At 67.8% G+C, this 24,979-nt stretch carries 20 protein-coding genes and 1 pseudogene; 9 read left to right on the plus strand and 12 right to left on the minus strand.

Annotation, left to right across the window (positions count from 1 at the left end; genetic code table 11):
• Positions 1 to 38: 38 nt before the first annotated feature.
• A complete protein-coding gene (gene rssC, locus A7D27_RS09365; protein ID WP_069561478.1) occupies positions 39 to 521 on the minus strand; it encodes an anti-sigma factor antagonist RssC in 483 nt (160 codons plus the stop codon).
• Positions 518 to 1,702 carry a two-component system response regulator RssB gene (gene rssB / locus A7D27_RS09370; RefSeq protein WP_069561479.1) on the minus strand — a complete coding sequence of 395 codons (1,185 nt, stop codon included), beginning with the start codon at positions 1,700 to 1,702 and terminating at the stop codon, positions 518 to 520. The genes rssC and rssB overlap by 4 nt, the downstream gene beginning before the upstream one ends.
• A gap of 215 nt (positions 1,703 to 1,917) precedes the next feature.
• On the opposite strand from rssB, the gene A7D27_RS09375 reads away from it, so the two are divergent.
• Positions 1,918 to 2,220 carry a PilZ domain-containing protein gene (locus tag A7D27_RS09375; RefSeq protein ID WP_044404188.1) on the plus strand — a complete coding sequence of 101 codons (303 nt, stop codon included), beginning with the start codon at positions 1,918 to 1,920 and terminating at the stop codon, positions 2,218 to 2,220.
• A 67-nt stretch (positions 2,221 to 2,287) separates the two neighbouring features.
• Here A7D27_RS09375 and A7D27_RS09380 read toward each other — a convergent pair whose 3' ends face one another.
• Positions 2,288 to 2,989 (minus strand): VacJ family lipoprotein, encoded by a 702-nt coding sequence (locus A7D27_RS09380; protein ID WP_069564701.1) that lies wholly within the window; start codon positions 2,987 to 2,989, stop codon positions 2,288 to 2,290.
• A 109-nt stretch (positions 2,990 to 3,098) separates the two neighbouring features.
• Between A7D27_RS09380 and A7D27_RS27090 the strand changes: the two are divergent.
• The 3 genes and pseudogenes from A7D27_RS27090 to A7D27_RS09390 form a co-directional block, all read left to right on the plus strand.
• Positions 3,099 to 3,218, plus strand: a pseudogene (locus A7D27_RS27090) (acyl-CoA thioesterase); the annotation flags it as partial.
• A 141-nt stretch (positions 3,219 to 3,359) separates the two neighbouring features.
• Entirely contained in the window at positions 3,360 to 4,100 is a 741-nt protein-coding gene (locus A7D27_RS09385; protein WP_069561481.1) for a phosphatase, read from the plus strand.
• Positions 4,101 to 4,238: 138 nt separating this feature from the next.
• Positions 4,239 to 4,499, plus strand: a complete 261-nt coding sequence (locus A7D27_RS09390; protein ID WP_069561482.1) for a DUF4404 family protein — start codon at positions 4,239 to 4,241, stop codon at positions 4,497 to 4,499.
• Positions 4,500 to 4,582: 83 nt separating this feature from the next.
• Here A7D27_RS09390 and queF read toward each other — a convergent pair whose 3' ends face one another.
• From queF to A7D27_RS09410, 4 genes are all read right to left on the minus strand, one after another.
• Complete coding sequence (queF, locus tag A7D27_RS09395) at positions 4,583 to 5,413, minus strand: NADPH-dependent 7-cyano-7-deazaguanine reductase QueF (protein ID WP_069561483.1); 831 nt, start codon at positions 5,411 to 5,413, stop codon at positions 4,583 to 4,585.
• A gap of 84 nt (positions 5,414 to 5,497) precedes the next feature.
• Entirely contained in the window at positions 5,498 to 6,199 is a 702-nt protein-coding gene (locus tag A7D27_RS09400; RefSeq protein WP_069561484.1) for a copper resistance protein B, read from the minus strand.
• A complete protein-coding gene (locus tag A7D27_RS09405; protein WP_069561485.1) occupies positions 6,186 to 7,871 on the minus strand; it encodes a copper resistance system multicopper oxidase in 1,686 nt (561 codons plus the stop codon). Before A7D27_RS09405 ends, A7D27_RS09400 begins: the two co-directional genes overlap by 14 nt.
• The gene (locus A7D27_RS09410) at positions 7,871 to 8,401 is read right to left on the minus strand and encodes a plastocyanin/azurin family copper-binding protein (RefSeq protein ID WP_069561486.1); all 531 of its coding nucleotides are present in this window, start codon (positions 8,399 to 8,401) and stop codon (positions 7,871 to 7,873) included. The genes A7D27_RS09405 and A7D27_RS09410 overlap by 1 nt, the downstream gene beginning before the upstream one ends.
• 142 nt (positions 8,402 to 8,543) lie before the next feature.
• Between A7D27_RS09410 and A7D27_RS09415 the strand changes: the two genes are divergently transcribed.
• The 3 genes from A7D27_RS09415 (at position 8,544) to A7D27_RS09425 (ending at position 11,800) form a co-directional block, all read left to right on the plus strand.
• Entirely contained in the window at positions 8,544 to 9,224 is a 681-nt protein-coding gene (locus A7D27_RS09415; protein ID WP_069561487.1) for a heavy metal response regulator transcription factor, read from the plus strand.
• On the plus strand, positions 9,224 to 10,570 hold the full coding sequence (locus tag A7D27_RS09420) for a heavy metal sensor histidine kinase (RefSeq protein ID WP_083265574.1): 1,347 nt from the start codon (positions 9,224 to 9,226) through the stop codon (positions 10,568 to 10,570). The genes A7D27_RS09415 and A7D27_RS09420 overlap by 1 nt, the downstream gene beginning before the upstream one ends.
• Positions 10,571 to 10,798: 228 nt before the next feature.
• Positions 10,799 to 11,800 carry a DctP family TRAP transporter solute-binding subunit gene (locus tag A7D27_RS09425; protein ID WP_083265575.1) on the plus strand — a complete coding sequence of 334 codons (1,002 nt, stop codon included), beginning with the start codon at positions 10,799 to 10,801 and terminating at the stop codon, positions 11,798 to 11,800.
• A gap of 97 nt (positions 11,801 to 11,897) precedes the next feature.
• Here the strand turns inward: A7D27_RS09425 and A7D27_RS09430 are convergent, their stop codons facing one another.
• The 4 genes from A7D27_RS09430 to A7D27_RS09445 are packed head-to-tail and all read right to left on the minus strand — an operon-like array spanning position 11,898 to position 20,902.
• Positions 11,898 to 13,388, minus strand: coding sequence for an efflux transporter outer membrane subunit (locus tag A7D27_RS09430; protein ID WP_069561489.1), 1,491 nt, complete (start codon positions 13,386 to 13,388; stop codon positions 11,898 to 11,900).
• On the minus strand, positions 13,385 to 16,492 hold the full coding sequence (locus tag A7D27_RS09435; RefSeq protein WP_069561490.1) for an efflux RND transporter permease subunit: 3,108 nt from the start codon (positions 16,490 to 16,492) through the stop codon (positions 13,385 to 13,387). Before A7D27_RS09435 ends, A7D27_RS09430 begins: the two co-directional genes overlap by 4 nt.
• 37 nt (positions 16,493 to 16,529) lie before the next feature.
• The gene (locus A7D27_RS09440) at positions 16,530 to 19,625 is read right to left on the minus strand and encodes an MdtB/MuxB family multidrug efflux RND transporter permease subunit (protein ID WP_069561491.1); all 3,096 of its coding nucleotides are present in this window, start codon (positions 19,623 to 19,625) and stop codon (positions 16,530 to 16,532) included.
• Entirely contained in the window at positions 19,622 to 20,902 is a 1,281-nt protein-coding gene (locus A7D27_RS09445) for an MdtA/MuxA family multidrug efflux RND transporter periplasmic adaptor subunit (protein ID WP_083265576.1), read from the minus strand. The genes A7D27_RS09440 and A7D27_RS09445 overlap by 4 nt, the downstream gene beginning before the upstream one ends.
• A 237-nt stretch (positions 20,903 to 21,139) precedes the next feature.
• On the opposite strand from A7D27_RS09445, the gene A7D27_RS09450 reads away from it, so the two are divergent.
• Complete coding sequence (locus tag A7D27_RS09450) at positions 21,140 to 22,570, plus strand: TldD/PmbA family protein (RefSeq protein WP_069564702.1); 1,431 nt, start codon at positions 21,140 to 21,142, stop codon at positions 22,568 to 22,570.
• Positions 22,570 to 23,910: a TldD/PmbA family protein gene (locus A7D27_RS09455; protein ID WP_069564703.1), complete on the plus strand. Its 1,341-nt coding sequence runs from the start codon at positions 22,570 to 22,572 to the stop codon at positions 23,908 to 23,910. Before A7D27_RS09450 ends, A7D27_RS09455 begins: the two co-directional genes overlap by 1 nt.
• Before the next feature lie 38 nt (positions 23,911 to 23,948).
• On the opposite strand, the gene A7D27_RS09460 is transcribed toward A7D27_RS09455, so the two are convergent.
• Entirely contained in the window at positions 23,949 to 24,977 is a 1,029-nt protein-coding gene (locus A7D27_RS09460; RefSeq protein ID WP_240919534.1) for an amidohydrolase family protein, read from the minus strand.
• Positions 24,978 to 24,979: the final 2 nt, after the last annotated feature.

Below are 24,979 nucleotides of genomic sequence, written 5' to 3' on the forward strand. Positions count from 1 at the left end.
CCAGGCGCACCAGGTTCAAGCGGGGGAAAGTCGAAAGGTCAGCTACGCTCGAGCGCGCTGACCAGGTCATGGAAGGCTTCGCGGTTGGAGTCGTTCAACCCCATCAGGATGCGGTGTGCTTCGAGCACCTTGGTGCGCACCACGTCTTCGGTCTGGTCCTGGGGCGGCAGGTCCTCCAGGCATTCAGGGCACGGCAGCGGCTTGTCGACGATGTTGAACACCTGGTCGAAGCCCATCGACTGCAGTAGCCGGGTGATGTCCGGGTGGGTGGTGACGACCGTGGGCAAGAGCCCGACTTTCTGCCGGGAGAGGATCGACAACTTGGCCAGCAGGCCAAGGGTGGTGCTGTCGATGCTGCGCGTTTCGGTCAGGTCGATGACGATCGCCGAAAAATTAAGCGCGGAGAAGATCTTCTCGATAGTGGTGTCCAGGGCCGAACACAGGGTCAGGCGGATTTCACCGACGAACTTCAGGACAAAGGTGCCATCCTGCTCGGCAAACTGGATTTTACCGGTACTCATGCAAGGTTCCTGCTCAACACCAGCAAGGCGATATCATCTGGCATATCCCCCAGGTTGGCCAGGCCAAAGGCATTCCTGAGGCCATCCAGGGTTCCTCCGGCTGACTGCACGATTTCCGGCAGTGCAGCTTCTTTCTCTTTGAGCGTGTCGCCCGGCAAAAGGTCCAGGATGCCGTCGGACATCAGCGTCAGGCTGAACGAGGCCGGCAGGTCCATGACCTGATCCTCGTAGCTCGCTTCCTCGAACAGGCCGACAGGCAGGCCGCGCCCGGTGAGGTAATGGGCCTGGCCTTCGCTGTAGAGCACAGGCAGGGGCAGGTGCCCGCCGATGCTGTAGGTCAGCTTCCCACTCTCCTCGTCGATCACGCCGCCCAGCATGGTCACGTGCTTGCCCAGCTTGCAGTTGATCAGCCCACGGTTGATGTGGTCGAGCACCTCGGAGGGCTTGAATTCCGGCAAGGTTCCGCTGCGGCGCGACTCGTAGAGCAGCCGGGTGGTCATGAACTTGAGCAGGACGGTGACGAAAGCGGACGAGGCACCATGGCCGGAGACGTCCGCCAGGTAGAAGGCGATGCGCCGCTCGTCGACCCGGAAGTAGTCGACGAAGTCCCCCGACAGGTAGAGGGACGGAATGATCTGGTGGGCGAAGTGCAGCCCATCCGCCATCCAGGGCGTGACCGGCAGCATGTTCATCTGCACCTGACGCCCGGCGTTCTGGTCTTCCTGCAGCAAGTGCAGGCTGGCCTGGAGTTCGCGGTTGGCCGCTTCCAGCTCTTCGCGGTAGCGCTGGTTCTCCTGCCGCAGGGCATGGCGATCCAGTGCGCGGCGCACGGAATGCTCCAGCACCGCCAGGTCTTCCAGGGGTTTGATCAGGTAGTCCGCCGCCCCGAGGCGCAGGGCTTCGACAGCGTCGCTCATCACGCCGGCACCGGACACGACGATCACCGGCGTGTCGGTTTCCAACTGGTTGATACGGCGGATGAGTTCCAGCCCGTCGACCTGGGGCATGCGCAGGTCGCAGATGATCAGATCGGGATGTTCCTGCTCGAAGACCTGCAACCCCTGCAGCCCGTTACCTGCCTGCAGGACGTTGAAACCACTGTCTTCCAGATAGGCTGCGAGGCTGGTGCGGACAACCTCGTCGTCGTCGATGATCAGCAGCTTGGCACTGGTTTTGTGCATGGAGTATCCAGGCAAACGGCGCCGGGGGTGGGCTGGTTGAGGCACCGACCTAGGCCGGATGCGGGTAAGGGGTTCGCTTCAAGGCGCAGACGGTACTCCCATCCGCAGGGCGATTCAAGCGTGTGCCGATTGTCGAAACCTGCCTTTACACATGAAAAGAGCGGGAGTTATAAGAGGCCGGGGTCAGTCCATCCAATACCAGAGGACAGCAGATAATGAGTCAGAACGATCATCGTTCTTACAGCGAGAAGCGCGACTTCATCCGCATGCAGGTCGAGGCGCAGGTCGTTCTGCATCATGGAGGCCGCGAGTACCCGGCCCTGTGCCGCGACCTGTCGAGCACCGGCATGCAACTGGAAGCCGATGCCCACCTGTCGATAGGGGACAAGGTGCGCGTCCACATTCCGTCCGACCACGCCGAGCTCAAGGGCCTGGATGCCGAAGCCGAGGTGGTCCGCATATCGGCCGGCGATGATGGGCGCATGTCCATCGGCCTCGCGATCACCTCGATGAGCTGACCGGCGCACACAGAAAGAAGGCGGCCCCTGGGCCGCCTTTTTCATACCTGCGATACGGCGTGAACGATCAGAAGTCGTCCTCGACCTCGCCGTCGCGCACCTTGAATTCGCGGTTCTGCAGGTAGGCGTTGCGGATGAACACGTACTTGTCGCCGGTGATCAGCTTCTCGGCCGACAGCAGGCTGGCACGGGTGTCCACGGTGTTCACCCCAAGGGTCACGTTACGGGTTGGCACATGGTCGATGTAGGGATAGGGCGTGGTGTAGCTGTCCACGAAGCGTGCCGGCGCGTCGCACAGGGTGCTCGGGCCCAGCAACGGCAACACCACGTAGGGGCCGCTGCCCACGCCCCAGGCGCCCAGAGTCTGGCCGAAGTCCTCGTCGCTGCGCTGCAGGCCCATGCGGGTCGCCACGTCGAACACGCCGAGCAGGCCGAAGGTGGTGTTGAAGATCAGCCGGCTGGTGTCCACGCCTGCCGCGTGCAGCTTGCCCTGCAGCAGGTCGTTGGCCAGGTTGCCGACGTCGCCGACGTTGCGGAAGACATTGTGTACGCCATCTTCGACGAACTGCGGCGTCACGTACTGGTAGCCCTGAGCGATCGGCTTCAGGGCGTAGGTGTCGACCGTGTCGTTGAAACTGAACACCGCGCGGTTGACGCCCTCCCACGGGTCCTCATCCGCAGCCTGGGCCACCAGAGGCAGCGCCACCAGGCCAGCGACCGCCAGCAGACGGCCCATTCGATCGAGCCAACCCGCACCGATCATTCGCATTGCAGTCTCTCCTAGGGAAAAGTAGTGTGGCGCCCCCAGCGGGCCGCCCGACAGGGCGCGCATTATACGGCCATTGGATGGTCAACAGGCAGCATAGGTAACGCGACCAATGGCGGAAAAGAATTTACTCCATGTTGCCCATATCCCCGTGCGCTGGGGCGATATGGACAGCTACGGCCACGTCAACAACACCCTCTATATCCAGTACCTGGTAGAAGCCCGCGTTGCCTGCCACGCCAGCAACCGCCCGGTCCCTGTGCCGGAATCCCTGCGGCGCATCTTCCGGGGCTTGCCAGCCATCACCGAACCGTAACCTGCACGTCATACCGGGCAGCTAGGCTGGATGCGCTCACGTCAGGATGACCCGCCCATGCCCAGCACCCCGCCGCCTCCCTTCACCGCCCTGCTCCTTGGCCTGACCGGCTGCCTGGTGGACTTCGGCGCCCGGACCCTGCCCCTGGCCCTGCAGCGCACCGTAGTTCGCCTTGACGACGGACAGCCGGATGAAGTCGCCGCCCTCTCCCCGTCCGACCAACTGGAAGCGCTGCTGAAGCGTCGCCCCCGCCCAGCCGAGCGTGCCCGCCTGCAGGATGCCCTGGTCGAAGCCGCCCACGAGCGTGCCGAGCCGGCACCGGGCCTGGACGCCCTCCTCGACCGGCTGGCCAGCCAGGACATCCCCGCAGCCTGGCTGGAAGAGCTGCCCGAACACGTCACCACGGTGCTCGCCCAGTCGCTGCCAGACTCGCTCCCACCGGCCCAGACCGGTACCGGGCGCCCCTGGCCAGCCCCGGACAACTGCTGGAACGCCCTCGCCGGCCTCGGCGTCGAACGCCTGGAAGGCTGCGTGCTGGTCAGCGGCGAACCCCGCCTGCTCCAGGCCGGCCTCAACGCCGGGCTCTGGACCGTCGGCCTCGCCGCCAGCGGCCGACTCTGCGGCCACGCCCTGGGTGACTGGCAGGCATTGCCGGCCAGCGAACGCGACGCCCGGCGCGCCCGCGCCACCCTGGAGCTGTACCACCTGGGCGCCCACTCGGTGATCGACCACCTCGGCGAGCTGCCCGACTGCCTCGACGACCTGGCGAACCGCCGCCACAAGGGCGAGAAGCCCTGATCCCGACCGCCGCGCTTTTGTAACGGCATTGATCGTGATCAGGCAGCGCCGCCCCGCCTGGATTAATCTCACTGGCACCGGGACCTTTTGCCGTCAGACGGCGGTCCACTCCTGAGTCTTGTCAAAAGGGAGAACACCATGTCCGAACGCCTGCAGCAGCAACTCAACGAACTGCGCGACCAACTGGCCCAAGACACCCCGATGGATGCACAAGAGCGCGCCGACCTCAACGACCTGATCCGCGACATCGAATTTAAGCTGGCGAACGAGGCCCATACCTCGGAAGACAGCCTGGTAGACGGCGTCAACCTCGCCGTCGAGCGTTTCGAACTGAGCCACCCGACACTGGCCGGCACGCTGCGTAACATCATGCAGAGCCTGGTCAGCATGGGCATCTGACCCCCAACCCCGAATGCAAGAACCCCGGCCAGGTGCCGGGGTTCTTTCGTTTCAGCGAGCGGCCGGGCGCAGCCCGGAATCAGTTACTGCCGCACCAACCGGCCGTTGTCCGGGCTGATGGGGTGCGTGCTGCGGTAGGGGTTGATGTCCAGCCCGCCACGGCGCACATAACGTGCCTGCACCGTCAGGTGCTCGGGCTCGAGCAGGCGCAGCAGATCGAGGAAGACCCGCTCGACGCACTGCTCGTGGAAGTCGCAATGCTGGCGGAAGCTCACCAGGTAGGCCAGGAAGCTGGCGTGCTCCAGGCGAGCCCCCTTGTACTGCACCACCAGCGTGCCCCAGTCCGGCTGGCCGGTAACCGGGCAGTTGGATTTCAGCAGGTGGCTGTGCAGCGCCTCCTCCACCACCTCGGCGGCGTTGGCGCGCAGCAGCTCCGGCTGCGGATGGTCGTAATGGTCGATGCTCACATCCAGGTCATCGATGCAGGTCCCGGCGGCGCGGGCCACACCCTCGGCTTCCACCTCCGCCAGGCTGCGCACGCGCACCTTCACCTCGGCCCCTGCAGCAGCCGACAGGTCCTTCTCCAGCACCGCCACCAATTCCGCCGCCGAGGCGAAGGCGCTCTGGTTGAGGGAGTTGAGGTACAGCTTGAAGGACTTCGACTCGATGATGTTCGGCGAATCGGCCGGAATGGCGAACTCGCCGATGGCCACCACCGGCTTGCCCGACGGGGTCAGCCACGACAGCTCATAGCAGTTCCAGAAATCCACGCCCTTATAAGGAAGAGTCTCCGCCGTCAGCCCCAGCTCGTTCCACTTCGCCACGCGGGAAATGGGGAACAGCAGCTGCGGGCTGTAGGTGCTGATGTACTCACTGGACTTGCCCAGCGGCGAGTGTTCGGCGGGATGCTGCATGAGAGGCGACCTGGCGGGAGAAAAAACCGCGCAATTGTATACAGCCCGGGCCTGCCGCAAAACCTCGGCGACACACCCGGACCATCACAGCCAGAAGCGCAGCCCCACCACCCAGGCCCCCTCCTCGTCAGGCTCGCCGGCTGCACGCAGCCAGTCCCCGCTGCGGCCGTGGGTACGCTCCCACTCATAGCCCAGGTAAGGCGAGAACGCCGGCGTCACCCGCCAGTGCAGGCGCAACCCCGCCTCCAGCGTGCCGCTGCCGGCGCCGCGATCCAGGTCGCGGTCGTCCGCCAGGGCCAGGTCGTATTCCAGCCGGGGCTCCAGCACCAGCCGCTGGGTCAGCAGCACCTGGTATTCCGCCTCCAGGCGCAGCGAGGGATCACCCCGCTCGCTCACCAGCAGGTTGCCCTCCACCTCGAACCACTGCGGTGCCAGCCCCTTGACCCCCACCAGCGCATGGCTGCGCGCCGGCCCCGGCTGGTCGTCATGGGCGACGCCCGCCTGCCAGTCGAAGAAGTCGCTGAACATCCGCCGGTACAGCAGTTCGGTGTGGCTCGACGTGGTCGGCCCACCGGTATCCCGGGCGCCTTCGTTCTTCAACACCAGCTTGTGGGTGTCGGTGCCGTACCAGCCCTCCAGCTCCCAGGCCAGCTGGGCGTCGTTGCCGTGGAAGCGCTGCTCCAGGCGATCGAACCCCAGGTAGCCGACCGGCATGGCGTCCATCTCCATCGCCCAGGACATCGGGCTGGCCAATGCCGCCAGTACCCCCCATTCAATGACCCGCATGAGCAGCCTCCTCCATCGGTTGCATGGCCTCGCCCAGGGAGTGGCTGCTGCCGTCGGGCGCCTCGACGATCACCTTGCGGAACATGCCGCTGGCCATGTGGTAGATCAGGTGGCAATGAAACGCCCACTGGCCGATGGCATCGGCCGGCACGTCCACTTCCAGCGTGCTGCCGGGCGCCACGTTGACCACGTGCTTGAGCGGGTTGAGCCGGCCGTTGCCCTTGTCCAGTTGCATCCACATGCCGTGCAGGTGCATCGGGTGGTTCATCATCGTCTGGTTGACGAAACGGAAGCGCACCCGCTCCCCGTAGCGCAGGCGGATGGGCTCGGCCTCGGAGTACTTCACCCCGTCGAAAGACCAGAAGTAGCGCTCCATGTTGCCGGTGAGCTTCAGCTCGATGGTGCGGTCCGGCGTGCGGTAACGGGCATCCGGGCGCATTGCCTTGAGATCGCCGTAGACCAGCACCCGCCCGCCCTCCACCGGCTCCGGGGCGATGCCGCTGCCCGGCGCATAGTCCGGGTTGCCACCGGCGGCCGGCATTCCGTGGCCCATCGCGGCATGGTCCATTCCGGCCATTTCTGCATCGCCCATGCCCGCCATCGCACCGTGGCCCATCCCCGGCATGGCGTGATCCATGCCCATGTCGGCCATGCTCAGCAGGCGCGGCGGCCCCAGGGTCGGCACCTCGGCCACCATGCCCGGCCTGGGCGCCAGGGTGGCGCGGGCGTAACCACGGCGGTCCATGGAGGCGGCGAACAGCGTATAGGCCCGATCCTCCCGGGGCTGCACGATCACGTCATAGGCATCGGCCACCGCCAGTCGTACCTGATCCACCGTCACCGGCAGCACGTCGTTGCCATCCGCCTGCACCACCGTCATCGGCAGGCCGGGGATGCGCAGGTCGTAGTAGCTCATGCCCGAAGCGTTGATCAGGCGCAGGCGCACCCGCTCGCCCGGCTTGAACAGCGCCGTCCAGTTCTGCTCCGCGTCGCGGCCGTTGACCAGGAAGCGAAACCCGCTGACATCGGCGATGTCCGTCGGCGACATGCGCATGTCGCCCCAACCCCAGCGGTCCTTGAGCGTCGTCCAGACGCCATCACGGGCGGCATCGGTGAAGAAATCCCCCAGGGTGCGCTTATGGTCGTTGTAGTACTCGGCGTCCTTCTTCAGGTTGGCGAGGGTGCGCTCGGGCTTTTCGTCCTGCCAGTCGAACAACATCACCGTGTACTCGCGGTCGTAGCGGTACGGCTCGCGCCCGCTCGGCTCGATCACCAGCGGCCCGTACAGCCCCTCCTGCTCCTGGAAGTCACTGTGGGCGTGGTACCAGTAGGTGCCCGACTGCTGCACGCGGAAACGGTAGGTGAAGGTCTGCCCAGGCTTGATGCCCGGGAAGCTGATGCCCGGCACGCCGTCCTGGTCGTAGGGCACGATCAGCCCGTGCCAGTGCAGCGAGGTGTCACGATCCAGGCGGTTGGTCACGCGGATCTGCACCTCCTCGCCCTCCTTGAAACGCAGCTCCGGCGCGGGTGACTGCCCGTTGATGGTCAACGCCGGCCGGCTGCCATCGCTCAAGGCCACGCGCCCCTCATCGATCACCAGCTCATAGGTGCCGGCCCCGGCCCCGGCGTCGGCCGCCAGGGCCAGCAATCCGGCCCCCATCAGCGCACGCATCAGGGCTTGACCTCGACCTTGCCGACCATGCCGGCCTGGTAGTGACCAGGGATGTTGCAGGCGAACTCCAGCCCGGTGGCCTGGGTGAAGGTCCAGGTCAGCTCGGCCGTCTTGCCCGGCTCCACCAGCACGCTGTTGGGGTCGTCATGCTTCATCATCGCGCCATGGTCCATGCCCACCATGCCCATGCCGGCCATGTCGTGCTTCATGTTCATGCCGGTAGGGGTGAGCATCCCCATCTGCTGCATCTTCAGCATTTCCTGCTGGTGGCGGGCATGCATGGCCGCATCGCCAAGGTTGAACTCATGAAACAGGCTGCCGGTGTTCTTCAGCACGAAGCGCACCGTCTCGCCGGCCTTCACCTGCAGGCTGGCGGGCTCGTAGTACATATCACCCAGGGTGATCGCCACGGTACGGCCGGCTTCGGCCGCCTTGGCCGGGTGACCGAACGCGAAGGTAGCGGCACCATCGGCCAGCACAGGCAGGCTGAGGAACAGGCCGCAGGCGAGAACAAGGGCGGATCGTTTCATGACAGGGTCTCCTGATGGACAGGCCCCCATCCTGCCGCCCTGCCACTGGCGCCTGGCTTACCGGCACATTACAACTTTGTCAGCCAGGCCCAACGCGCCCGCCCGGCACGGTATAAAGGACACCCCACGACACAGGCCCGCCATGAAACTGCTCATCGTCGAAGACGAACCCAAGACCGGTCAGTACCTGCGCCAGGGACTGGGCGAAGCCGGCTTCCTGGTCGACCTGGCCAGCGACGGCATCGCCGGCCAGCACCTGGCGCTGACCGGCGACCACGACCTGATCATCCTCGACGTGATGCTCCCCGGCCGCGACGGCTGGCAGGTGCTACGCACCCTGCGCGAAGCCGGCCTGGAGACGCCCGTGCTGTTCCTCACCGCCCGCGATGCCGTCGAGGACCGCGTGCGCGGCCTGGAGCTGGGCGCCGACGACTACCTGGTCAAGCCCTTCGCCTTCGCCGAACTGCTGGCGCGGGTGCGCACCCTGTTGCGCCGGGGCACCATTGGCCAGCAGGAAACCAGCCTGCAACTGGCGGACCTGCGCCTCGACCTGCTGCGGCGCCGGGTGGAGCGCGGCGGCCAGCGCATCGACCTCACCGCCAAGGAGTTCGCCCTGCTGGAGCTGCTGCTGCGGCGCCAGGGCGAAGTGCTGCCCAAGTCACTGATCGCCTCCCAGGTCTGGGACATGAACTTCGACAGCGACACCAACGTCATCGAAGTCGCCATCCGCCGCCTGCGGGCCAAGGTGGACGACGCCTGGCCCACCCGTCTGATCCACACCGTGCGCGGCATGGGCTACGTGCTCGAGGCGCGGGACGCCTGATGCGCCAGTCCCTCGGCGCCCGCCTCAGCCTGCTGTTCGCCGCAGCCACCGCCAGCGTCTCGCTCATCGCCGGCGCCCTGTTCGACCGGGCCAGCGAGGCGCACTTCCTCGAACTGGACAACCAATTGCTGGCCAGCCGTGCCGAAGCCCTGCGCAGCCTGCTCGGCCCGGTGGGCAGCGCCGAAGCGTTAGCCACGCGGGAAGACGACCTGCACGCCGAGCTGCAACGCCAGCCCGACCTCGCCCTGCGCATCCTCGGCCCCCGGGGCGAGCTGTGGTTCGACAGCCAGGCCGTCGCCGCCCACGCCCAGCATGGCGAAACCGCCTGGCGCGCCTACGGCACCGAGCTGCTCCCCGGCCAGGCCGACAGCCCGCGCCTGGACCTGCGGCTGGACATCACCCACCACCAGCACTTCCTCGAACGCATGCAGCGGCTGATCTGGCTCACCGTCGGCCTCAGCGCCCTGGCCACTGCACTGCTCGGCGCCTGGGCCGTGCGCAGCGGCCTGCGACCCCTGCGGCAGATGGCCGAGGTGGCCGCCGGCATCTCCGCCCATTCCCTCACCACCCGCCTCGACCCGACCAGCGTGCCGGCCGAGCTGAGCGACCTGGTGGGCGCCTTCAACGCCATGCTGGCGCGCCTGGAAGACGCCTTCCAGCGGCTCTCCGCCTTCTCCGGCGACATCGCCCACGAGCTGCGCACCCCGCTGTCCAACCTGCTGACCCAGACCCAGGTCACCCTCGCCCAGCCCCGCGACCTGGCCACCTACCGCGAGGCCCTGCATTCCAACCTGGAGGAACTGCAGCACCTGGCGCAGATGGTCAACGACATGCTGTTCCTGGCCAAGGCCGAGCACGGGCTGCTCACCACCCGCCGTGAGCCCCTGGTGCTGGCCGACGAGCTGGAGGCACTGGCCGAGTTCTTCGCCCCCCTGGCCGAGGAGAGCGGCATCCGCCTCACCTGCACCGGCAGCGGCCACCTGGAGGGCGACCGCGCCATGCTGCGCCGCGCCCTCTCCAACCTGCTGGACAACGCCCTGCGTTTCACCCCGGCCGGCGGCGCCATCGCGCTCAGCGCCCAACCCGCCGGCCCCTCGCTGCGCCTGGAGGTGGCCAACCAGGGCCCGGCCATCCCCGCCGAACTGCAACCGCGCCTGTTCGACCGCTTCTTCCGCGCCGACCCGGCCCGCCGCGAAGGCCAGGCCGAGCATGCCGGACTCGGCCTGGCCATCACCCGCTCCATCGTCCGCGCCCACGGTGGCGAGGTCCGCTGCGTGAGCGCAGACGGCTGGACGCGCCTGCAGATGGACTTCCCCCTCACAACCACGACCGCATCGCAGAACTGAGCAGTGCTACCCCTCGCAGCAGCGTCTACTCTGGGATAATCGCCGGTCGGCGAAGGACTGCCTGGCCCAGCCACACCCTGCCGAACCGTCACCTCCCGGCCATGTACCGGACGGGGCGATACCATGAGAACCGCGCCTGTCGGTGCTGCCACGAACGGCACCGTCCAGCCGGCACTGTCCGCATGTCGCGGCCACCTACTGTCTGCCCAGAACAAAAAGGCACACACCATGATCAAGAAGTACATCGCTGCCCTGACCTGCGCGCTTACCCTCGCCAGCGGCCACACCCTGGCGGCGGAAACCGGCCCCATCACCATCCGTTTCTCCCATGTCGTCGCCGACGACACGCCGAAGGGCCAGGGCGCCTTGCTGTTCAAGGAACTGGCGGAAAAACGCCTGCCCGGCCTGGTGAAGGTCGAGGTCTACCCCAACTCCACGCTGTTCGGCGACGCCGACGAGCTGCAGGCCCTGCAGGACGGCAAGGTGGACATGCTCGCCCCCTCCCTGGCCAAGTTCGACCAGTACACCAAGCAACTGCAACTGTTCGACCTGCCCTTCCTGTTCGATGACCAGGACGCGGTCAGCCGCTTCCAGAAGCGCGCCAAGGGCCGCCAACTGCTGCGCGCCATGGAGGACAAGAACATCATCGGCCTGGCCTTCTGGCACAACGGCATGAAGCAGCTTTCCGCCAGTCGCCCGCTGCACACCCCGGCGGATGCCAAGGGCCTGGCCTTCCGCATCCAGGCGTCCAACGTGCTGGAGTCGCAGTTCGCCCAGATCGGCGCCAAGGCCGTGCCCATGCCTTTCGCCGAAACCTTCGATGCGCTCAAGGGTGGCCAGGTACAGGGCACCGAGAACACCTGGTCGAACTTCGCCAGCCAGAACCTCGACACCGTGCAGCACTACATCATCGAGACCAACCACGGCGCCCTGGACTACATGCTGGTGAGCAACTCGCGCTTCTGGTTCGCCATCCCGCACCAGACCCGCACCGAGCTGGAAGCCATCATCGACGAGGTCACCTTCGCCGTGAACAACGCCGCCGCCCAGCAGAACCAGGCAGACCGCCAGCGCATCCAGGCAGCCGGCAAGGCCCAGATCATCACCCTCACCCCCGAGGAACGCGCGGCCTGGCGTGCCGCCATGAAGCCGGTCTGGGACCAGTACACCCCCGACATCGGCGAAGACATCGTCAAGGCCGCCCAGGTGGTCAACCGCAAGTCCCGCTGATCCCCCGCCCGGCCGGCGCTCGCCGCGCCGGGCTTCCCTCGCTGCCCATCCCCCGGCAGCCCTCGATTGCCCCAGCTCACCCGACAGCACGCAGGCCCTAGCGGGTCGGCAGGCTCTCGTCGTCCGCCTGCACCTGCTCCAGCCCGGCCCGATCCCAGCCGCCGCCCATGGCCGCGATGAGCTGCACGCTGGCGGTGAGGCGACTGCCGGTGAGGGTGAGCACGCTGCGCTCGTTGGACAGCGCCGTGGCCTGGCTGCTGACCACGCTGCTGTAGTCCTGCATACCGGCCTTGTACTGGTTGCTGACCAGGCGCAGGGCCTCGCGGGCAGCGTCCAGCGCCTGCTGTTGCACCCCGCTTTCCTCTTCCAGCACGGCCAGTTGCACCAGGTAGTCCTCCACCTCGCGGAAGCTGGTGAGCACGGTCTGCCGGTAGTTGGCCACGGTCTGGTCGTAGCCGGCCTCGGCCTGTTCCACCTGGGAGCGAATGCGGCCACCGTCGAACAGGTTGAGGGCGAACTCGGGGCCGATGGACCAGAAGCGGTTCGGCGTGGTGATCCAGTCGTGCAGGCTGCTGGTGCGGTAGCCGCCACTGGCGGTGAGGTTGAGGCTCGGGTAGTACGCGGCCTTGGCCACGCCGATCTGGGCGTTGGCGGCCATGACCTTGCGTTCGGCCGAGGCGACGTCGGGACGGCGCTCCAGCAACTGGCTCGGCACCAGGGCCGGGACCGCCGGCAGGTTGGGGATGCCCTCCACCTCCGCCAGGCTGAAGGCAGAAGGCGGCTCGCCGATCAGCACCGCGATGGCGTTCTCCAGTTGCGCGCGCTGGTACTTCAGGTCGATGGCCTGGGCCTCGGTGCTCCTCAGTTGGGTGGTGGCCTGGGCCACGTCGGCGCGGGTGACGATGCCGGCGCGGAACTGGTTCTCGGTGAGCGTCAGCGCACGCTTGTAGGCCTCGACGGTGGCGTCCAGCAGGCGTTTCTGGGCATCGAGCACCCGCAACTGCAGGTAGCTCTGCGCCAACTGCGACTGCTGGCTGAGGCGCACGGCAGCAAGATCAGCAGCACTGGCCTGAAGGCTGGCGTCGTCCGCCTCCAGTTGGCGGCGCAGCTTGCCCCACAGGTCCAGCTCCCAGCTCACCCCCAGGGTGGCGCTGTAGCTGTTGGAGATGGCGCCGCTGCCCCCGCCGCTGCTCACGGTGGAGCCGTCGGACAACCGAACGGTGCTGCTGCCGCCGCCCTGGCCGGAGCGGGTCTTGCTGGCGTTGGCGTTCACCGAGGGGAAGAACGAGGCACTCGCACCACGGGCCAGCGCCTGCGCCTGGCGGTACTGAGCGACGGACTGCGCGAGGGTCTGGTTGGAGCGCTCCAGACGCTGCTGCAGGTCGTTCAGCACCGGGTCGTTGTACAGCTCCCACCAGGCGCCACGGGCCAGGGTGTCGGCCGGCGCGGCGGCCTTCCAGCCCTCCACGTGCTTGAACTGGGCGGCGCGAGCCACATCCGGGCGCTGGTAGTCGGGGCCCACGGCGCAACCGGCCAGGGCGACCGCCAGGGCCAGGGCCGGGAACAGAGGGCGGGCATGGGGGTTCATAGCGGTGTCTCCAGCGAAGCGTCGGTGCGCACGCCGCGCCAGCGGTTGAAGCGATGGCGCAGGCGGTCGAGGTACAGGTAGACCACAGGGGTGGTGTAGAGGGTGAGGACCTGGCTCAACACCAGGCCGCCGATGATGGTCACGCCCAGCGGCTGGCGCATCTCCGCGCCCTCCGCCCCGCCGATCAGCAACGGCACGGCACCGAGGATGGCCGCCAGGGTGGTCATCAGGATCGGCCGCAGGCGCAGCAGGCAGGCGCGGTGGATGGACTCTGCCGGAGCCAGCCCCTCACCGCGCTCCAGTTGCAGCGCCAGGTCGATCATCAGGATGGCGTTCTTCTTGACGATGCCGATGAGCAGGAACAGCCCCAGCAGCGAGATCAGGCTGAACTCGCCGCCCAGCAACTGGATGGTCAGCAGCGCACCGACCCCTGCCGACGGCAGCGTCGAGAGGATGGTCAGCGGATGGATGTAGCTCTCGTAGAGAATGCCCAGCACCAGGTAGACCAGCAGCAGCGCGGCGAGGATCATCCACGGCTGGTTCTGCTGGGCACTGGCGAAAGCGTCGGCGGTGCCGCCCAGGCGCGCGATCACGCTACTGGGCATACCGATGGCCGCCACGGCCCGTTCGATGGCCACCGTGGCCTGGTCCAGGCTCACCCCCGGCGCCAGGTCGAAGGAGATGCTCTCCGAGGCGAACTGGCCCTCGTGGTTGACCCGGTCGTTCTCCAGGCTGCGCTCGTAGCGGGCGATGGCCGAGAGCGGCACGCGCTGGCCGTCGGTGGTGATCACCTGCACCTGCTCCAGGGTCGATGGGTCCTGGGCGTACTTCGGGTTCACCTCCATCACCACGCGGTATTGGTTGAGGCTGTCGTAGATGGTGGAGATCTGCCGCTGGCTGTAAGCGTTGTTGAGCACCGTGGTGACCATCGCCATGTCGATGCCCAGGCGCTTGGCTGCGTCCCGGTCCACCTTCAGGGTCACCTGCTGGGCGCCCTCGCCTTCCCGCGCGTCGATGGCGGTCAGCTCCGGCAGCGCCTTCAGCGCGTCGGTCACCTTGGGCAGCCAGGTGCGCAGGTCGGCCAGCTCGCCGGCCTGCAGCACGTACTCGTACTGGGAGCTGCGCTGCTCGCGGGAGCCGCCGGTCATGATGTCCTGGTCGGCCATCAGCATCAGCCGGCCGCCGGGCACCCGGGGCATGTCCTTGCGCAGGCGCTCGATCACCTTCTGGGCGGAAAGCTGGCGCTCCTTGATCGGCTTCAGCCGCACGATCATGAAGGCGTTGTTGATGCCGCCGCTGCCGCCGATGAAGCCGGCCACACTTTCCACTGCCGGGTCCTTGAGCACCGCGCGGCGGAAGATTTCCATCTTCGGCTGCATCACGCTGAATGACAGGCCATCGTCACCGCGGATGAAGCCGATCAACTGGCCGGTGTCCTGCTGCGGCATGAAGGTCTTGGGCACGATCACGTAAAGCGCGACGTTGAGGCCGATGGTCACCAGCAGGCTGGCCAGGGTCAGGCGTGGGTGGCGCAGGGCCCAGCCGAGGCTGACGTCGTAGAGCCGGGTCATGCGCTGGTGGATCGCCTCGCTCCAACGCTGCATGCGGCTGTCTTTGTCCGGCACGTGGGGCTTGAGCCAGCGTGCGCAGAGCATCGGCGTCAGCGTCAGCGACACCAGCAGCGACACCAGGATGGCCGCCGTCAGGGTCAGGGAGAACTCGCGGAACATGCGGTCGATGATGCCGCCGATGAACAGGATGGAGACGAACACCACCACCAGCGACAGGTTCATCGACAGCAGGGTGAAGCCCACCTCGCGGGTGCCCTGCAGCGCCGCCTTGAACGGCGGCATGCCCTCATTGATGTGCCGGGCGATGTTCTCCAGCACCACGATGGCGTCGTCCACCACCAGGCCGGCGGCGAGGATCAGCGCCATCAGCGACAGCACGTTGAGGGAGAAGCCGCACAGGTACATCACCGCGAAGGTGCCCACCAGCGACACCGGCACTGCCAGCGCCGGGATCAGCGACGCGCGCAGGCTGCCGAGGAACAGGTAGACCACCAGGATCACCAGCACCACGGCGATCAGCAGGGTGCGCTCGGCCTCGTGCAGGGTCGCCCGGATCACCGGCGAGCGGTCCATGGCCAGGTTCAGCTTGACGCTGGCCGGCAGCACCGCCTGCAGGCTCGGCAACTGCGTCTTGATGCGCTCGATGGTCTCGATGATGTTGGCGCCGGCCTGACGGTTGATCACCAGCAGCACCGCGTCCTGGTCATTGAAGAAGCCGCTGTTGTAGCGGTCCTCCACGGCATCGCGCACCTTGGCCACATCGCCCAGACGCAAGGCCGCGCCATCCTGGTAGCGGAGGATCAGCGGCGCATAGTCGGCGGCCTTCTCCAACTGGTCGCTGGCGCCCACCTGCCAGTGGCGCTCGGCGTCTTCCACCGCGCCCTTGGGGCGGCGCTGGTTGGCAGCGGCGATGGTCCTGCGCACGTCGTCCAGGGCGATGCCGTACTGGTTGAGCAACTGCGGCTCCAGCTCCACCCGCACAGCCGGCAGCGAACTGCCGCCGATCTGCACCTCACCCACGCCCTGAACCTGGGCCAGGCTCTGGGCCAGGATGGTCGAGGCCAGGTCGTAAAGCTGACCCTTCTCCAGCACGTCGGAGGTCAGTGACAGCACCATGATCGGCGCCTGGGACGGGTTGACCTTCTTGTAGGTGGGCATGCTGCGCATGCCGCTGGGCAGCAGGTTGCGCGAGGCGTTGATGGCCGCCTGCACCTCGCGGGCAGCCCCGTTGATGTCGCGATCCAGGTCGAATTGGATGACGATCCGCGTCGAGCCCTGGCTGGTGCGGCTGGTCATCTGGGTAATGCCCGAGAGCGTGCCCAGGGAGCGTTCCAGCGGCGTGGTGACGCTGGAGGCCATGATCTCCGGGCTGGCACCGGGCAGGCTGGCCTGCACGGTGATCACCGGAAAGTCCATCTGCGGCAGCGGCGAGACCGGCAACAGGCCGAAGCTCACCCCGCCCAGCAGCATGATCGCCAGGCTCAGCAGCAGGGTCGCCACCGGCCGGCGGATGAAGGGAGCGGACAGGTTCACGGCGTCGCTCCGACCGGGGCAGCCGGCAAGAGGCGCATCATGCCGCCACCCCTGCCGCGCTGCGGCCGGTGAAGCGCCGCGAGAGGCGATCGAAGAACAGGTAGATGACCGGCGTGGTGAACAGCGTCAGCACCTGGCTCACCAGCAGGCCGCCCACCATCACCAGGCCCAGGGGCTGGCGCAGCTCCGCGCCGGAACCGCTGGCGAGCATCAGCGGCACGGCACCGAACAGCGCGGCCAGGGTGGTCATCAGGATCGGCCGGAAGCGCAGCAGCGCCGCCTGGTAGATGGCCTCCTCCGGCGCCATGCCCTGCTGGCGCTCGGCCTCCAGGGCGAAGTCGATCATCATGATCGCGTTCTTCTTGACGATGCCGATCAGCAGGATGATGCCGATGATGGCGATCAGGCCCAGGTCGTTGCCCGACAGCAGCAACGCCAGCAAGGCGCCAACACCCGCCGAGGGCAGCGTGGAAAGGATGGTGATCGGGTGGATGTAGCTCTCGTAGAGCACGCCGAGGACGATGTACATGGTCACCACCGCCGCCAGGATCAGCAGCAGCGTGCTCGACAGCGACGCCTCGAAGGCCGCCGCCGCGCCCTGGAAGCGGGTCTGGACGCCTTCCGGCAGGCCGATCTCCTGCTGCACCCGCTCGATCACCTGCACCGCCTCGCCCAGGGCCACGCCAGGCGCCAGGTTGAAGGAGAGGTTCACCGCCGGGAACTGGCTGATGTGGTTCACCACCAGGGCCGACTGGCGCTCCTGGATGCGCGCCAGGGCCGCGAGCGGCACCTGCACGCCATCGGTGCCGGCCACCCGCAACTGCTCCAGCGCCTTGGGCCCGACGCGATCGCCCGTGGCGGACTCCAGCACCACGCGGTACTGGCTGGCCTGGGTGAAGATGGTGGAGATCTGCCGCTGGCCGAAGGCGTCGTAGAGCGCATCGGTGATGGACGAGACCTCCACCCCCAGGCGCCCGGCCATATCGCGGTCGATGTCCAGATACACCTGCAGGCCCTTGTCCTGCAGGTCGCTGGCCACGTCGGACAGCTCCGGCTGTTGGCGCAAGGCATCCACCAGCTTGCCGGTCCACTCGCGCAGCAGGTCGGCGTCCGGGGACTCCATGCTGAACTGGAACTGCGTGCGGCTGACCCGGTCCTCGATGGTCAGGTCCTGCACCGGCTGCAGGTACAGGCGGATGCCCACCAGGCGCTCCAGTTGCGGCTGCAAGCGCTGGATCACTTCGCTGGCAGTGACGTCGCGCTCACCGTGGGGCTTGAGGTTGATCAGCATGCGCCCGCTGTTGAGGGTGACGTTGTCGCCGTCGACGCCGATGTAGGAGGTCAGGCTGGCCACCGCCGGGTCCTTGAGGATCACCTCGGCCGCCTGCTGCTGGCGCTCGCCCATGGCGCGGAACGACACCGACTGCGGCGCCTCGGTGATGCCCTGGATGACGCCGGTGTCCTGCACCGGGAAGAAGCCCTTGGGCACCGCCAGGTAAAGCACCACGGTCAGCGCCAGGGTGCCGAGGGCCACCAGCAGGGTCAGCATCTGGTGGCGCAACACCCAGCGCAGGCCATGGGAATAGCGCTCGATCATGCCGTCGATGAAAGCGCCGCTGGCGCGGTAGAAACGGCCCTGGTCCTTGGGCTCCGGCTCGGGCTTGAGCAGCCGCGCGCACATCATCGGCGTCAGGGTCAGTGACACCACCAGGGAGATCAGGATGGCCACCGCCAGGGTGATGGCGAACTCGCGGAACAGCCGCCCCACCACATCGGCCATGAACAGCAGCGGGATCAGCACGGCGATCAGCGAGAAGGTCAGGGAGATCAGCGTGAAGCCGATCTGCCGGGCGCCCTTGAGCGCGGCCTCCAGCGGCGTAGCGCCCTCCTCCAGATGGCGGGCGATGTTCTCCAGCATGACGATGGCGTCGTCCACCACGAAGCCGGTGGCGATGGTCAGGGCCATCAGCGTCAGGTTGTTCACCGAGAAGCCGGCCAGGTACATCACCCCGAAGGTGCCCACCAGGGACAGCGGCACGGCGATGGAGGGGATCAGCGTCGCGCTGACCCGGCGCAGGAACAGGAAGGTCACCATCACCACCAGGGCGATGGCCAGCATCAGCTCGTGCTGCACGTCGCGTACCGAGGCGCGGATGGTCTGGGTACGGTCGGTCAGCACCATCACGTCCAGGCCCGCCGGCAGGTTGGCGGTCATCTTCGGCAGCAGCTCCTGGATGCGGTCCACCACCTCGATGACGTTGGCGCCGGGCTGGCGCTGGATGTTCAGCAGCACCGCCTGGTTCTGGTTGGCCCAGGCAGCCAGGCGCTCGTTCTCCGCGCCTTCGACGATGGTGGCCACGTCCTTCAGGCGCAGCGCCGCACCGTTCTTGTAGGCGAGGATCAGGTTGGCGTACTCGTCCGCCGACTTCAGTTGGTCGTTGGCATCCAGCATCGAAGTGCGCGTCGGGCCGTCGAAGTTGCCCTTGGGCTGGTTGACGTTGGACGCGGTGATCAGCGAACGCACGCTGGAGAGGTTCAGGCCGTTGGCCGCGAGGGCCTCCGGGTTGACCTTGATGCGCACCGCCTGGCGCTGGCCGCCGGCGATGCTGACCATGCCGACGCCGCTGATCTGCGACAGCTTCTGCGCCATGCGCGTATCCACCAGGGTGTGCAACTGCGGCAGCGGCAAGGTGCGCGACATCACCGCCACGGTCAGCACCGGGGTATCGGCGGGGTTGACCTTGTTGTAGACCGGCGGTGCCGGCAGGTCATTGGGCAACAGGTTGGTGGCGGCGTTGATGGCCGCCTGCACTTCCTGCTCGGCCACGTCCAACTGCACGTCCAGGTTGAAGCGCAGGGTGATCACCGAAGCGCCGCCGGAACTGGTGGAGGACATCTGGTCCAGCCCCGGCATCTGCCCGAACTGGCGCTCCAGCGGCGCGGTCACGGCGCTGGTCATCACGTCCGGGCTGGCCCCCGGGTAGAGCGTCATCACGCGGATGGTCGGGTAGTCCACCTCCGGCAGCGCCGACACCGGCAGCAGGCGGTAGGCGATCAGGCCGGCCAGCAGGATCGCCAGCATGCTCAGCGTGGTGGCGACCGGCCGCAGGATGAACAGGCGGGAGATGTTCATACGCCTTTTTCAGCCTTGCCGCCCTGCTCGCCCTTGTCGGCGCCTTGCAGTTGCTCGCTCGGCGCGGTCGGCACGGCATCGCTGTCGTGCACCACTTCCACGTCGCTGCCATCGCGCAGGCGGTCGGTGCCTTCCAGCACCACCCGCTCGCCGGCCTTGAGGCCGCTGCGGATCACCGTGAGCTCGCCGTCGCTGGGGCCGGTCTCGAGTTTCTGCACGCGCACCTTCTTCTCGCCGTCCAGCACGTAGGCGAAGGTGCCCTGGCTGCCGAACTGCACCGCAGCCGAGGGCACCAGCACGGCCTCGGCCAGGGTGTCGGCCAGCAGGCGCACGTTGACGAACTGGTTGGGGAACAGGGTCTCGCTGTCGTTGGCGAAGCGCGCCTTGAACTTCAGCGTACCGGTGGTGGTGTCGATCTGGTTGTCCAGGCTCTGCAGCACGCCCTCGGCCTGCTTCAGGGTGTCGCCCCGGTCCCAGGCCTCCACCGGCATCGCCTGGCCGCTGCGGAAGCGGCTGACCACGCCGGGCAACTGGTTCTCCGGCAGGGTGAAGGTGACGCTGATGGGGCGGTTCTGGGTGATCACCACCAGCGGCGTGGTGTCGCCGGTGCCGACCTGGTTGCCCAGGTCCACCTGGCGCAGGCCGACGCGGCCGGCCACCGGCGCGCGCACCTGGGTGAAGCTGAGGTTCAGCTTGGCCTCGGCGACGGCGGCCTGATTGGCCTTGACCGTGCCCTTGTACTGGCCCACCAGCGCTTCCTGGGTGTCCAGGGTCTGCTTGGCGATGCTGTCCTCGGCATACAGGCCGCGGTAGCGGGCCAGGTCGATCTCGGCGTTCTTCAACTGGGCCTGGCTCTGCAACAGCGTGCCTTCGGCCTGCTGCAGGGCGACCTGGTAGGGGCGCGGGTCGATCACCGCCAGCAGATCGCCGGCCTTGACCTGCTGGCCCTCCTCGAAGGCCAGTTTGACCACCTCGCCGCTGACGCGGGCCTTGACGTTCACCGTGTTCAGCGCGGTGACCGTGCCAAGGGCCTTGTAGTAGACGGGGAAGTCACCCTGGGTGGCGGCGGCCACGCGCACCGGCACCGGGCCGCTGAACGGGCCGAAGCCCGGGCGGGCCGCTCCGGCCGCTCCCGGACGGGTGCGGGGCTCCTCGGCCTTGTGGCCGGAGGCGGCGGGCCACAGCCACCAGATCAGCGCCACCAGGGCGAACAGACAGACGAGGATGAGCGGCCAGCGCCGGGCGGGACGAGCGTGCGGGTCTTGGATCGAGGGCATGATTCTGCGGTCGGTTCGTGCGAGAGCGAGCACGATAAGCACTCGGCGAGGCCAGGCAAAGCCTCTTTACCGCCTATTTACCCATTCCTGACCCCAGCGAGGTCGCGCCCTTGAGCGGTGACGGCCCTTGGCGACCTGCTGCGCAAATGTCACATCTCCTTTCCGTACCCGTTCTTGTCCATCCACGCGCGGCGCGCGACCATGCGCGCTCGCCTTTCCGCATCCTGAGAGTGCCCCGTGTTCGAACGACTCAAGCAGCAGTTCTCCACCCTGCGCAGCCGCGCCGACTTCCACGCCCTGCGCATCGTCCGCCAGAGCGGCGAGCACTGCGAGGTAAGGCGCAACGTCGCCGAGCCGCCGTTCTTCTCCAGCGACCTGGGCGCCATGCTCAGCGTGCGCATCGGCGGCGTCGAAGCCTATGCCGCCACCAGCGACCTCAGCGCCGCCGGCCTGCAGCGCGCCCTCGACCTGGCCGAAGCGCGCGCCCGGCTGATCGCCCCGTACAACCTGGTGGACGCCCGCGTCGCACCGCCCCAGGGCCGCGCCGAGTACCGCTCCCCGGGCCTCGACACCCCGTTGCCCGGCATCGCCGAGCGCATCGAGCTGCTGCGCGAGGAATCTGCCGCGGTGCCCGCCGACCCGCGCCTGGTCAACTGGACCCTGCTGCTCAGCGTCGACCGCCACGAGCAGCTCTACCTCAACAGCGTCGGCGCCGAGCACTGGCAGGAGCTGCAATTCGTCTACCCCGGCGCCAGCGTCACCGCCTTCGACGGCCACGACAGCCAGACCCGCAGCTTCGGCGGCTACAGCGGCGGCCAACAGGGCGGCGCCGAGGTCATCCAGCGCCTGGGGCTGCGCGGCTCGGCGCCCCGCGTGGCCGACGAGGCGCTGCAGTTGCTGCTGGCGCCCAACACCCCGGAAGGTGCGCGCGACCTGCTGCTGATGCCCGAGCAGATGATGCTGCAGATCCACGAATCCATCGGCCACCCGCTGGAGCTGGACCGTATCCTCGGCGACGAACGCAACTACGCCGGCACCAGCTTCATCCGCCAGGAAGACTTCGGTCATTACCAGTACGGCTCGGCGCTGCTCAACGTCAGCTTCGACCCGGGCATCCCCGAGGAGCTGGCCAGCTACGGCCACGACGACGATGGCAGCCCCGCGCAAAAGACCCTGCTGATCGACAAGGGCCTGCTCCTGCGGCCCCTCGGCGGCGCCCTCTCGCAGCAACGCAGCGGCCTGCCGGGCGTGGCCAACAGCCGCGCCTGCAGTTGGAACCGCGCGCCCATCGACCGCATGGCCAACCTCAACATCGAGCCCGGCGACCAGCGCCTGGATCAACTGATCGGCGGTATCGAGCGCGGCATCCTGATGACCACCAACCGCTCCTGGTCCATCGACGATGCGCGCAACAAGTTCCAGTTCGGCTGCGAATGGGGCCAGCTCATCGAGAACGGCGAGCTCAAGGGCGTGGTGAAGAACCCCAACTACCGGGGCATCTCCGCCAGTTTCTGGCGCAGCCTCGCGGCGGTGGGCGATGCCAGCACCTTCGAAGTGCTCGGCACGCCCTTCTGCGGCAAGGGCGAGCCCAACCAGGTGGTGCGGGTGGGCCATGCCTCCCCCGCCTGCGTGTTCAGCCAGGTCGACGTATTCGGAGGTGCCGCCTGATGAACGTGCAGATCGACGCCCGCGAAGCCGGCTTCGCCGCCCTCGCCGACGCCCTGCGCCAGGCCATGCGCCCCGGCGAGGACTTCACCCTGTGGTACAGCGCCGAGGCCTCCGACTTCATCCGCTTCAACCACGCCCGCGTGCGCCAGGCCGGCCACGTGTCCCAGGCCGGCGCCACCCTGCAACTGATCGCCGCCGAGCGCCAGGCGCAGATGGCCGTCACCCTCTCCGGCCAGCCGGACGAAGACCGCCAGCGCCTGGCGGACGGCCTCGACCGCCTGCGCGCGGTGATCGGCCAGTTGCCGCCCGACCCTTACCTGATGCCCGACCGCACGCCCTGGCAGCGGCGCCACGTCGACACCCAGCCGCTGCCCGACCCGGCCGCCGTGCTGCCCTGCATCAGCGCCGCCGCCGAAGGGCTGGACCTGGTCGGCATCTATGCCGCCGGCCCGCTCTATCGGGGCTTCGCCAACAGCTGGGGCGCCTTCGGCTGGCACAGCGCCCACTGCTTCAACTTCGACTTCAGCCTGTTCCACGCCAACGGCCAGGCGGTGAAGGCCGACTACGCCGGCCAGGGCTGGAACGACGAGGAATTCCATCGCCGCTTCGCCGCTGCCCGCGCCCAACTGGAGCACCTGGGCAAGCCGCTGCGCGTGCTGGCGCCGGGTGCCTACCGCGCCTACATCGCCCCGGCTGCGCTGGAGGAAATCACCGGCATGCTCTGCTGGGGCGGCTTCTCCGCCCGTGCCCTGGCGACCAAGGAAAGCCCGCTGCAACGCCTGGACGGCGACGGCGCCCGCTTCAGCCCGCTGCTGGGCCTGCACGAACAGGTGGTCGGCGCCCTGTCCCCGGCCTTCACCGCCGAAGGCTCGCCGCGCAGCGACGTCGCCCTCATCCAGCAGGGCCGCCTCACCGGTCGCCTGGTGGGCTCGCGCAGCGCCCGTGAATACGGCCTGCCCGGCAACGGCGCCAGCGGTGACGAGAGTCCCCAGGCCCTGGTGATGGACGCTGGCACCCTGCCCGAGGCCGACGCCCTCGCCGCCCTCGGCACCGGGCTCTACATCGGCAACCTCTGGTACCTGAACTGGTCCGACCTGCCCGCCGCCCGCATCACCGGCATGACCCGCTTCGCCACCTTCTGGGTGGAGGACGGCCGCATCCAGGCACCGGTCAGCACCATGCGCTTCGACGACAGCCTCTTCGACCTGCTCGGCGACCAGCTCGAAGCCCTCACCGTCGAACGCCAACTGCGCCTCTCCGCCAGCACCTACGGCGAACGCCAGACCCTCTCTTCGCTGCTCCCCGGCGCCCTGGTCAAACGCCTGCAGCTCACCCTGTGAGCCCCCCGCCCGGCCCAGGCGCCCTGGGCCGGGCCGGCTCATTCGGCCGTGCCCCGGGCCGGGCGCACGTAGCGTGGCAGCACGGCGAGGAAGTTGTCCCGCGCCACCTGGCGCGCCACCGCCTCGGGCAGTGCGTCGAGGAAGGGATCGTAGGCGCTCAGGTACTCGCCCAGGCCGTCGAAGCGGCCGACCACGTCGGAGCCGAGCATGAAGCGCTCGGGGTAGCGCTTCACCAGCGCCACCCACTGCGGGTCGGCGCGGCCGTCCCGGTTCAGCAGATAGGGCTGCAGCACCGTCCAGGACAGGTCGACATAGAGGTTCGGGTAGCTCTCCAGCAGGCGCTCCAGGGTCGGCAGGAGGAAGTCCAGCTTCGTCTGGTGGCGGTGGATCTCCTTGCTGGTGCCGGCGTGGGCCCAGATGAAGCGCACGTGGGGGTGGTTGCGCAGCGGCTCCTCCAGCTCCGCCAGGTACAGCGGGTTGCGCTCGCGCTTGGAGGTGATGTTGGAGTGCAACATCACCGGCAGGTCGTATTCGGCGGCCAGGTGGTAGACGCGGGCCATGGCCTCGTTGTTGGCCCGAGGCGTGTCGCCGTCGATCAGGGCGGTGAGGTCGTCGTGGCGGGTGAACACCTCGCCGATGCCCTGCCACAGCCCCGGGTCCAGCTCCAGCATCCGGCGGATGTGGGCATCGGCGTTCTTGTCGTTGGGGTTGAAGCCGCTGAGAAAGGGGTGGAAGCGCCCGCGCTGGTGCTCCGGCAGACGCTTCACCGCATCGGCCACCAGCACGTCGGTGGCGCTGTACCAGTAGGCGCCGGCATCGTCACCGGCGTAGTAGCGCGGGCGCTTGGGCTCGTCCTCGTGCCACTTCTTGGCCACCGGCACGCCGGCAATCATCACGTGGTCGATGGCGCCCTTGTCCATGGCCTCAAGCAGCGGGCGCATGCCGTCGCTCTCCTGGAAGAAGTCCACGTAGTGCAGGTGCGCGTCGCTGTAGTGGTAGTCACGCGCCTGCGCCACCAGCGCGCAGCATGCCAGCAGCGTGGCCGTGCAGGTTCGGATCAGGGGCAAGG

Source organism: Pseudomonas sp. 1D4, assembly GCF_001728925.1.
Classification (GTDB): domain Bacteria; phylum Pseudomonadota; class Gammaproteobacteria; order Pseudomonadales; family Pseudomonadaceae; genus Metapseudomonas; species Metapseudomonas otitidis.

Coding starts and splice junctions, on each gene's coding strand:
- rssC (WP_069561478.1), bottom strand. CDS start 521: ATGAGTACCGGTAAAATCCAGTTTGCCGAGCAGGATGGCACCTTTGTC.
- rssB (WP_069561479.1), bottom strand. CDS start 1,702: ATGCACAAAACCAGTGCCAAGCTGCTGATCATCGACGACGACGAGGTT.
- A7D27_RS09375 (WP_044404188.1), top strand. CDS start 1,918: ATGAGTCAGAACGATCATCGTTCTTACAGCGAGAAGCGCGACTTCATC.
- A7D27_RS09380 (WP_069564701.1), bottom strand. CDS start 2,989: ATGCGAATGATCGGTGCGGGTTGGCTCGATCGAATGGGCCGTCTGCTG.
- A7D27_RS09385 (WP_069561481.1), top strand. CDS start 3,360: ATGCCCAGCACCCCGCCGCCTCCCTTCACCGCCCTGCTCCTTGGCCTG.
- A7D27_RS09390 (WP_069561482.1), top strand. CDS start 4,239: ATGTCCGAACGCCTGCAGCAGCAACTCAACGAACTGCGCGACCAACTG.
- queF (WP_069561483.1), bottom strand. CDS start 5,413: ATGCAGCATCCCGCCGAACACTCGCCGCTGGGCAAGTCCAGTGAGTAC.
- A7D27_RS09400 (WP_069561484.1), bottom strand. CDS start 6,199: ATGCGGGTCATTGAATGGGGGGTACTGGCGGCATTGGCCAGCCCGATG.
- A7D27_RS09405 (WP_069561485.1), bottom strand. CDS start 7,871: ATGCGTGCGCTGATGGGGGCCGGATTGCTGGCCCTGGCGGCCGACGCC.
- A7D27_RS09410 (WP_069561486.1), bottom strand. CDS start 8,401: ATGAAACGATCCGCCCTTGTTCTCGCCTGCGGCCTGTTCCTCAGCCTG.
- A7D27_RS09415 (WP_069561487.1), top strand. CDS start 8,544: ATGAAACTGCTCATCGTCGAAGACGAACCCAAGACCGGTCAGTACCTG.
- A7D27_RS09420 (WP_083265574.1), top strand. CDS start 9,224: ATGCGCCAGTCCCTCGGCGCCCGCCTCAGCCTGCTGTTCGCCGCAGCC.
- A7D27_RS09425 (WP_083265575.1), top strand. CDS start 10,799: ATGATCAAGAAGTACATCGCTGCCCTGACCTGCGCGCTTACCCTCGCC.
- A7D27_RS09430 (WP_069561489.1), bottom strand. CDS start 13,388: ATGAACCCCCATGCCCGCCCTCTGTTCCCGGCCCTGGCCCTGGCGGTC.
- A7D27_RS09440 (WP_069561491.1), bottom strand. CDS start 19,625: ATGAACATCTCCCGCCTGTTCATCCTGCGGCCGGTCGCCACCACGCTG.
- A7D27_RS09445 (WP_083265576.1), bottom strand. CDS start 20,902: ATGCCCTCGATCCAAGACCCGCACGCTCGTCCCGCCCGGCGCTGGCCG.
- A7D27_RS09455 (WP_069564703.1), top strand. CDS start 22,570: ATGAACGTGCAGATCGACGCCCGCGAAGCCGGCTTCGCCGCCCTCGCC.